Raw genomic sequence first — 8682 nt, 5'->3', positions numbered from 1 at the left:
TAGCACCAACTACGGCACCTATCTGGATGAGGTGGATTCAGCATTGGATACGGTGACCACGGCCTTGGCGCGTATCGGTTCGATGGTCAACCGGATGACAATTAAAGAAGGGAACATTGCGGTATCGCAGGTGAACACCGAGGCGGCTTTTGACCGGCTGATGAACGCTGATATGGCTATGGAGCAGCTGAATCTGACGAAGATGCAGATCCTCCAACAGACGTCGACATCGATGTTGGCTCAGGCCAATTACAACTCTCAAGCGGTCTTGGCGTTGTTCCAGTAAGGCGGCGGTTTGTTCAAGCCGGTAACGCAGTGTGATCCGACAGGAGTAGATAATGACAGGTGGCGCAGCTCATAATCCTTTGCAGGCTTATCGAGAGCAACAGGTTCTTGATGAGGACCCCATGCGCCTCCTGTTCATGGTCTACGATGTCGCCCGTCGGGCATGCCGGGAGAAGAACCGGCGCCTGGCTTTGCGGGCTTTGGAAGAGATGATCGGAGCCCTCAATTTGGAGCAAGGCGAAATCGCCCGCGGGATGTTATCCCTTTACGATTACCTCATGAGAAGGGTTCGTGAGGGTGAATGGGATGAAGTTACACAAATTCTGAATACATTGCGGTCCGCTTGGGTCTCAGCTCAGGCCCAACAAAAACGTGGTGATGGGAAGGCCGCCCGCTCTTTGATGGAAACAGGGCGGGCCGGAGGAGTGGGGGGGGCTGAGTGTCTGATGTAAGTTCCATATCGGGAAGTGATACTCCGGCTTTGGCCGAGATCTCCATAGTGGCTAACAAACGCGCTTCACTTCAGCGCTGGGAGACACAAAAGGATGAACTCGATAAGGCCAGGGGTCTGCTTTCTAAACTGCAAGACAGTTTGGATGCAATGGATGATCTTCTCCTGGACCTCTCGACGGAAGGTGTTCGTCTGGGGGTCACCTTATCGGATGATTCGGCATTGGGTGTCACGGTTGGTTCACGCGCCCTTATGGGGAGCCATAGAATAGAAATTCAACAATTGGCAACCCCGCACGTTCTCGCATCACAAACCTTCTCAGCCGACGGCACTGAATTAGCAGGACTTTCAGGCCGGTTTAACATTGAAAGCGGCGGCGGTCAAGGCGGTGAGGTGGGGTACGATTTGGACGCGGGATTCACTAACAGCCAAGCCATCACTCGATTCGCCAATGCCATTCAGGATGCCAATATCGGCATTCAGGCCACCGTCATCCGCACCGGAACGGAAGTTCGTCTTCTATTGTCCGGGAAGGCCGGCGGGGAGGAGGGGATTTTATCCTCCATATCCGATTCTGAGGGAGAGATCATGTCTCTCTTGGGATTAGCGGGAAATTCCGCTCCAGGCAAATATCACCAGGCTACAATCCAAGAATCTCATGATGCCCAATTCACACTCGATGGACTTCAATTGACGTCCTCCACCAATGCATTAGAAGAAATCCTCCCCGGCGTCACCATGACACTTAGGGCTCCGACTGAGGCGCCTGTTGTGTTGGACTTGGCTCCGGATGAGGAAGCGATCAAGGCAAAGATGGAGGAACTTGTTGATGTCTATAACGGCATGGTCGATATCCTTAGGGAGGCCACTCGTGCGGGTGGGGAGGATGTTGAGAGGGGGCTGCTCCGGGGTACGGCCGGTTTATCGAGTATGACGAGCCAATTGCGGCGGGCTTTAACTACCAATGACGGTTCTGGTTTGGATTTGAGGGATATTGGACTGGAGGTCGACCGTGAAGGGCGGCTTGTTTGGGATGATCCTAATGCCCTGGCGGCGGCGATTCAAACGGGTGATCTGACATTCGCGCCAGGGAGCGCTCTGGTCGGATTTATGGAACGCCTGAGCTCAGCGATTAAACCGTATGAGGGGGTCGCTGGCCTTCTCAATCGCGAAGAGGACAGGCTGTCGAGTCGAATCACCGCCTTGGAGACCCGGTTGAAGGAATCTGAAGCACGGTTGCAAAAACGAGAGGAATACCTCCTGAAACAGATCACCGAGCTCCAGAAGATAGCAATTCAAATCCAAGCTCGACAGTCCGAGCTTCAGCAGTTGGGAACCATCAGTTAGGACGGAAGCGCGATAACGCAATTCATCCAAGGTGGTGAAGGTGAGATCTCTTCGCGCAGAACCGCGGAGAGGGGAACGGATAGAAATGGACAAATGGATTGAGGATTTGGAATCTGCAGTGGCAAAAGGGGCTTGGAATCGCGCTCTTCGGCTTCTGCGTTCCATTGAAAGCACCCCGTCATCAACAGCGAAAACCTTCATCCCGGCGCAACGAAAAGAATTAAACAACCGATTGGAACGTACATTGGATCAGGTTTTGTCCAAGCGTTCCGGTTTGCTTATGGAGTTAAAAAATGTCCAGGGGACTCAGAAGGCCATATCCTCTGGACCAAATTATCAAACGACGAGTGTACATGTTGACCGGTGCGCCTAGATCGGCGGGCCGGTCCGTGACCCGATACCTGGCTTTCACAAATGAAGAGGAAGGATGCATGACATCGAGCCATTTGCGCAATGATGGGAAACTCCTTCCCTTTACCCCGCTGGAACGGACCTCCTGCGAGTCAAAGGATGAGAAGACATCCTTAGACCGGCGGCCTCTGCTGCGACTCGTTGAGGAAGAGGAAGAGGTTCGGCATGATCGCATCCAGGAAGCTAGGGCACGGATAGCCCGGAGGTTCTATGATCAGGACGAGGTCAGAAGGGAAATCACAAAGGCGCTTCTCGGTTTTTTCGGTACTGGAGAAGATGAGGAGATCCCTGGTTGATTCTCGACCCCGACGGGGACTGGGAGAAGGTCTGTTGAGTTCAGGTCCAATGACATCCAATGGATCTGAGAAGGAAGAAGTGCCGTCTTTTGATGATCCGGCCTCTCAGCGGCGGAAGGAATACCGTCTACCGGTGACCTTCCCCATAAAGGTTCGGCCGGATCGTCAAGAGGAGGACGAAGAGGGCCCGTGGGCCCATTTAGAGACTCTGGATCTCAGCGCCGGCGGCTGCCGCCTGAACGATCCACTGAATATTCTCGGACCTGGTTTGCTGGTAAAGGCGCGCCTCGATCTGGGGGATAAATCTCCTACCATCCGCTGCCGGATGCAAATCCTCGATCAGCGGCCCTCACCCACAAATGAGAGGGCCTGGGGTGCCCGCTTCCTCGATTTGGAATATCATCAGGAGGTGCGAATCCGCCACCGTCTGAATCTCGAGTGTCGGAGACTGCGGCAGCAGCATCGACGGTCGGTGGCTGTCTAGAATCCTCAAAATCCCACAAGAACCACACTCCTCAATTCCCTGAATCCCAGCCAGCTTTCTTGAAGCGGTTGGGCCGTCCCTGTTAAGCTGTCACCATCCGAAGGGCTATTTTTAGCATGAGGCGGGCGCCATTATGTCAGAAAACGGTCATCAGAGGTCCGGCCGGGTATCCTCGCTGCGTGAGCAGAAGGGCCTGGAATCGCCGGCCCAGCGGCTAGCCGCATCATTGAACGCCGAAAGCCTCGTTCTCATCATTCTAACCGAGACGGGAATCTCCTATCGCGCGGTGCGGTATGGATCTCTCGAGTGGCCGGCTGAGTCAATCTCCATGTGGCTCCGGAAAAGGCAGACCTGGACATTGCCCGTTCATACCCTTCTTGAACCCGCCAATCTGGAATCAGCCAGGGGATGGTCGTTACCGGCCGGGACCCAAATGGTGCTCCTCGGAAATGAACACCTTTCAAGCTGCTTCCTTTTTGTCCCTAATCTTCGGAGGCCGGCTGGATTGGGTATGGAGGCTCTGGCTCTAGCCCATGCCATGGTTCGGAGTGAGCGGCTGGCCGATCTATTGGACCTCGAACGCATTTTTTCAGCCGGAATCACGAGAGTACTGGAACAGGGAATGATGACGGTGGATGAGCAGGGCAGGATTGTCCGCTGTGACGAGCGCGCGGGGGAGATTTTGGGCCTCTCGGTGGATCAGATCATAGGTCGGCTCTGTGACGATATCCTCAAACCCGCGGATTTTTCCGAAAGCCCCCTTCGCAGCATTCTCAATGCGCCGGTGGCCCGCATCGATTTATACATTCTCCATTCTGAGGGCCGCGAGATTCCGGTTTCCATCCGCCTGAGTCAATTACTGGATGATGAAGGAAGGGTGAGGGGCGCCGTGGCCTTGTTCCGCGATATCTCGGGCGATCGGGCTTTGGAGGAAAATGCGCGGCGGCGTGATCGTCTTGCTTCGATCGGTGAATTGGCTGCTGGAGTGGCGCACGAGATCCGTAATCCCTTAACGGGGATCATCAATTGCGGGCAGGTGCTTCGCGACAGGCTTGGGGAAGAGCACGAATCGGCAAGATTGATCAATCTCATCTTGAGGGAAGGGGACCGGCTGAATCGACTTGTCAGCAGTATGCTGGACTTTGCCCAGCCCGGTCCTCCACAGATGCGGTTGAGCCGGATTGAGGAATGTCTGGATCGGGTGCTCGAATTAGAGGAAGATCATCTTGTCGGGCGATCCATCGAAATAGTGAAGCAGTTTCAGCCTGATCTGCCGGCCATCTATATGGATGCCGATCAGATAACTCAGGTCTTCATGAATCTGATCCGCAATGCGCGCCAGGCCATGCCGCAGGGGGGGGAGCTCAAGGTTGAGGTCCATCTCATTCGGCGTCATCCCCATCTTCGCAAGGGGCTGGGCCGCCGCGCCGGGGATCGGGTGCGTGTGTCCAGGGAAACACCCCTGCGCCCCTTCCTTCAGGTTAGGATCGTGGATACAGGGCCGGGCATACCGGAAGAAGTTCTGAGCAAGATATTCGATCCTTTTTTCACGACCCGGTCTGATGGAACAGGACTCGGTCTTTGTATAACCCAGTCGATTGTGCAGGAACACGGAGGGTCTATTTCCATCCAGTCCGTTCCCGGACGGGGAGCAACAGTGGAAGTGGATCTGCCAGTGGAGAGGAGGTACGGTGAGCGACGTCGCGAATCCAACTAACCTGCAATACAACTTCCTCGTTGTTGATGATGAGGAGTCGATCCGAGTCAGTCTCACGGAAGCGCTCAGAGATGAACATTCGACTGTTTGGTCGGCTATTGGAGGTGTGGAGGCGTTTAAGATACTTGAGGAAAGGGAAATCGATCTCATTCTTCTCGATCAGAAGCTCAGGGCGACCGGCGAGGACGGATTGGAGCTGCTTCAGAAGTTCAAGGAAGCCCATCCGGAGGTTATTATCATCATCATGACGGCCTTCGGCCGTTTCGATGATGCTGTTGAGGCGACAAAAGCAGGATGTTTCCAATATTTGGCAAAACCGCTGGACATTCACCAACTCCGTCTCATTATTAAAAACGCCCTCTCCACCGCAGCGCTGAGAAAAGAGGTGGAATATCTTCGCCGCCAACAGAGTCTGACGCATGACATGGGCGCCATCTTCGGGCCCTCCGCCAAAATACATGATGTGTTGGAAAATGTGAGAAAGGTGGCCCGTTCGAGCACGGCCACGGTCCTGATCCGCGGTGAAACCGGGGTAGGGAAGGAATTGATCGCCCGAAAGGTTCATGAATTCTCACCGGTGAATGAAGGTCCATTTATCGATATTAATTGCAGCACCCTGCCGGAGCATTTACTGGAATCCGAATTATTTGGTCATGAAAAGGGAGCCTTTACCGACGCGCAGCAAACAAAAATGGGATTGTTGGAACTAGCCGATAACGGAACACTTTTCCTTGACGAGATTGCCGAGATGAGTCCCAAACTTCAGGCGAAGTTGTTGAGGGTCCTGGAAACGAGGACATTTCGGAGGTTGGGAGGAACGGCCGATATTCGCGTATCGACGCGGTTCCTAGCGGCGACGAATAAGGATCTTTTCCGTGAGGTGGAAGACGGCAACTTCAGAGAGGATCTTTATTATAGACTGACAGTGGTTCCAATCTATATCCCCCCCTTGCGAGAGAGACGGGAAGATATTCCCGTATTAATAAAGACTTTTCTAGAAGCCTATAATCGCGAACTTGGAAAGAATGTTCGGGGATTCACCGATATGAGTCTTCGGCGCCTGATGGATTACAATTGGCCGGGCAATGTTAGGGAACTCCGCAATGTAATGGAGCGACTCGTTCTTATGTGCGATATCCAGGAGATCGGCATTGATGAATTACCGAGGAATATCGTTGAAAACGAACGCGGACCTAAAACCGCGACACCAGAAGAGAACCTCTTCTCCAAGGAAAGAGTTCCGAATTTGAAGGAGGTCGAAAAGATCGCCATCTGTCATGCGATAAAATTTGCGAATGGCAATAAAACAAAGGCGGCGGATCTGCTGGGGATCTCCCGACAAACGCTCCGGACGAAACTGCGCGAGTATGAATTGGAGGATATTCCCGAGGAAACTTTCTAGATGGTTCCACTCCCCGGAGGAAACGCCAAAAGAGGAGCCCGCGCCGGCTTCGAGGACGGATCCGGGCGGGGACAGAAAATCCCAGCTGCAGCAGGCCACCCCTCGAGGATGATTCCGGATTATTTGGAGAGGTTTGATCGAAATGCGGTTCTTTGGGGATTGGTTTTTTTCGGAATTCTCCTTCGCATTTTACAATATATCGCCGATCCCTCGCTCTGGCTCGATGAGTCGATGCTGGCCCTCAATCTTATCCATCGTGATTTCAGCGGACTGAGGGCTCCTTTGGATTATGAGCAGGCCGCACCTCTTCTTTTCCTATACCTGGAGCGGTGTGCCGTCATCGCCTGGGGGAAGGGGGGGATGGCACTCCGTGCTGTCCCCTTTATTTCAGGGGTTGCCGTCATGCCCCTCGGGTTATTAACAATCCGGCGGCTCCTTCCGAAGGGGACCTGGGCCTTTGGTCTTCTGCTTCTCGCCGTATCCGATCCCTTAATCGATTACTCCTGCCAGCTAAAGCCCTACGCACTTGATGCGGCGGCGGCGCTCTTGGTGATCTACCTTGTTTTGAGACTTATACAAAATAAGAGGGCGCCCATTGAATTACTGCTGTTGGGCGGGCTCGGCATAATAGGGCCCTGGCTTTCCTATCCGCTGATCTTTGTCATGCCTATGGGCTTTGCCGTCCTCTTCCTGGCAAAAAATACGCGGGGGGACCGACTCCGGATCATGGGGGCTGTTGGAGCCGTTCTTCTCTGGATATCCAGCCTTCTCGGCCTCTTTGTCTATCTTAGTGGTTGGGCGAGTGTCTCGAGCCTGCAGGGTGTCTGGGCGCGGTCGGGGGGTTTTGCGCCGTTCCCGCCGTCATCCGCTGAAGACCTTTTATGGTATGCGCGCAGCGCCTATCTGCTTTTTAGAATGCCTGGAGGTTTGCTGATCCCCATTGCGGGATTGATCCTGATGATTCCGGCATTGATAAACCTCATAAGAACCAGAGCGTGGGCTCTTTCCGTCCTGCTTCTCGGTCCCTTATTTCTGGCCCTGCTGGCCTCGGGATTTGCTCTTTATCCGTTCAGCGGCCGCCTGCTCCTTTTCTTATCGCCCTCACTCATCTTTCTCCTGGCCTTGGGATTCAGCGAAGTAGCGGCTTATCTACGATCTTTGGAGATAGTGAAGCGGGGCAAGGGCAAGGGCAAGGGCAAGGCTCTTGCCTTCACCGCCCTCTTCATTCTCTTGGCAGGCGCCACGGTGGGTGTGGAGACCATGCGAGCTTGTTATGGAATCATCAGACCTCGGGGACGGGAGGAAGTCCGGGAGATGGTCTCGTTTCTGGTGCAACGAGCGCACGCCGATGATCTGGTTTATGTCTATTACGCCTCGGCGCTTCCCTTCGAATTCTATTGTCCGGATCCCCCGTGTCCACTCTGGCGCGGGATAAAAGCCAGAGCCAATCCCGAGCTCTATTATGAAGATCTCGATGAAATGCCCCGGCAAAGCCGGGTCTGGATATTCCTCTCGCACCTTTATAATTGGGGTGATCTGGATGAGGGACGGCTCATCCTTGATCATCTCGAGGAAAAAGGGCTTCTCCTGGAACAGCATCTCTTTGAAGGTGGCCAATTAGCCCTTTTTGACCTTTCAGGCGGGTCTGCTGAGCCTCATCAAGACCCTACAAAATAATAAGAATCCCTCTATTTGTCATTTTTAAATCCAGCCGGTGGTCGGCTTCCAACCAGAGGTGGGGAAATATTTTCCGCTGCCGATAGGTATATGGAGCATTGATAGGTTCCCCAAACGGGGATGGGGCTCTATCTCAATAAGCCCCATGGGAAAAGAAGACCTAGTGCGGGATATTTTTACCCCATGCAACTGGCACGAACGTTGCAATTTGCGATGGGTGGTAAAGATGGTTGGCTGGAATCTGGAGGAAACAAAAAATGGCTCTTTTGGAAACCCTGGCGCGAACGAAGCCCGCGAAACTTCCGGGCTCCCAAACTCCGCGCAGGGCCGTGTCTTGGCACATGCCTCTTAAAGACAGACGGGCTGTGCTCCAGAAGGCTTTTACGACCTTACCGGAGCGCAAACGCCTCGTGGTGGCTCTTCGCCATCATGAAGGTCTGAATCTTCAAGAGATGGCCCAGGCCCTCTGCACGGATGTAGAGACAGTTCGAGCCTTGCTGGATGATGCGGTTGCCCGCCTTGCTCGAGCCTTGATCAAGGCCGATGAAAAAGCGAGAGATAAGGACGAAGCGCCGGCACACCGCAAGTCTCTCAGGTGAGTGAAGAGCGCAC

9 protein-coding genes are annotated in these 8682 nt (G+C 53.9%); all 9 read left to right on the top strand.

From position 1 onward, the window contains the following. Window positions 1-286 (top strand): flagellin protein (locus KJ970_14860; protein ID MBU2692200.1); only part of this gene is annotated, 286 nt, incomplete at its 5' end. A 52-nt stretch (window positions 287-338) separates the two neighbouring features. Beyond that, the gene (locus KJ970_14855; GenBank protein MBU2692199.1) at window positions 339-737 is read left to right on the top strand and encodes a flagellar protein FliS; all 399 of its coding nucleotides are present in this window, start codon (window positions 339-341) and stop codon (window positions 735-737) included. Then, window positions 725-2083: a flagellar filament capping protein FliD gene (gene fliD, locus KJ970_14850; GenBank protein MBU2692198.1), complete on the top strand. Its 1359-nt coding sequence runs from the start codon at window positions 725-727 to the stop codon at window positions 2081-2083. Before KJ970_14855 ends, fliD begins: the two co-directional genes overlap by 13 nt. A gap of 431 nt (window positions 2084-2514) precedes the next feature. Next, window positions 2515-2790: a hypothetical protein gene (locus KJ970_14845; GenBank protein MBU2692197.1), complete on the top strand. Its 276-nt coding sequence runs from the start codon at window positions 2515-2517 to the stop codon at window positions 2788-2790. A gap of 34 nt (window positions 2791-2824) precedes the next feature. Then, window positions 2825-3274 (top strand): PilZ domain-containing protein, encoded by a 450-nt coding sequence (locus KJ970_14840; GenBank protein ID MBU2692196.1) that lies wholly within the window; start codon window positions 2825-2827, stop codon window positions 3272-3274. A gap of 133 nt (window positions 3275-3407) precedes the next feature. Further along, complete coding sequence (locus tag KJ970_14835) at window positions 3408-4991, top strand: PAS domain-containing protein (GenBank protein ID MBU2692195.1); 1584 nt, start codon at window positions 3408-3410, stop codon at window positions 4989-4991. Continuing rightward, window positions 4966-6393, top strand: coding sequence for a sigma-54 dependent transcriptional regulator (locus tag KJ970_14830; GenBank protein ID MBU2692194.1), 1428 nt, complete (start codon window positions 4966-4968; stop codon window positions 6391-6393). Before KJ970_14835 ends, KJ970_14830 begins: the two co-directional genes overlap by 26 nt. After that, window positions 6394-8070, top strand: a complete 1677-nt coding sequence (locus KJ970_14825) for a hypothetical protein (protein ID MBU2692193.1) — start codon at window positions 6394-6396, stop codon at window positions 8068-8070. It begins immediately after the preceding gene. A gap of 257 nt (window positions 8071-8327) precedes the next feature. Then, on the top strand, window positions 8328-8669 hold the full coding sequence (locus KJ970_14820; protein ID MBU2692192.1) for a hypothetical protein: 342 nt from the start codon (window positions 8328-8330) through the stop codon (window positions 8667-8669). The last annotated feature ends 13 nt before the right edge of the window (window positions 8670-8682 follow it).

It is taken from the genome of Candidatus Eisenbacteria bacterium (genome assembly GCA_018831195.1).
Taxonomy (GTDB): Bacteria; Eisenbacteria; RBG-16-71-46; order CAIMUX01; family JAHJDP01; genus JAHJDP01.
Note: the sequence above shows the minus strand (reverse complement) of the source record. Positions and strands in the feature narration are given on the sequence as shown.

Coding starts and splice junctions, on each gene's coding strand:
- KJ970_14855 (MBU2692199.1), top strand. CDS start 339: ATGACAGGTGGCGCAGCTCATAATCCTTTGCAGGCTTATCGAGAGCAA.
- KJ970_14845 (MBU2692197.1), top strand. CDS start 2,515: ATGACATCGAGCCATTTGCGCAATGATGGGAAACTCCTTCCCTTTACC.
- KJ970_14835 (MBU2692195.1), top strand. CDS start 3,408: ATGTCAGAAAACGGTCATCAGAGGTCCGGCCGGGTATCCTCGCTGCGT.
- KJ970_14825 (MBU2692193.1), top strand. CDS start 6,394: ATGGTTCCACTCCCCGGAGGAAACGCCAAAAGAGGAGCCCGCGCCGGC.
- KJ970_14820 (MBU2692192.1), top strand. CDS start 8,328: ATGGCTCTTTTGGAAACCCTGGCGCGAACGAAGCCCGCGAAACTTCCG.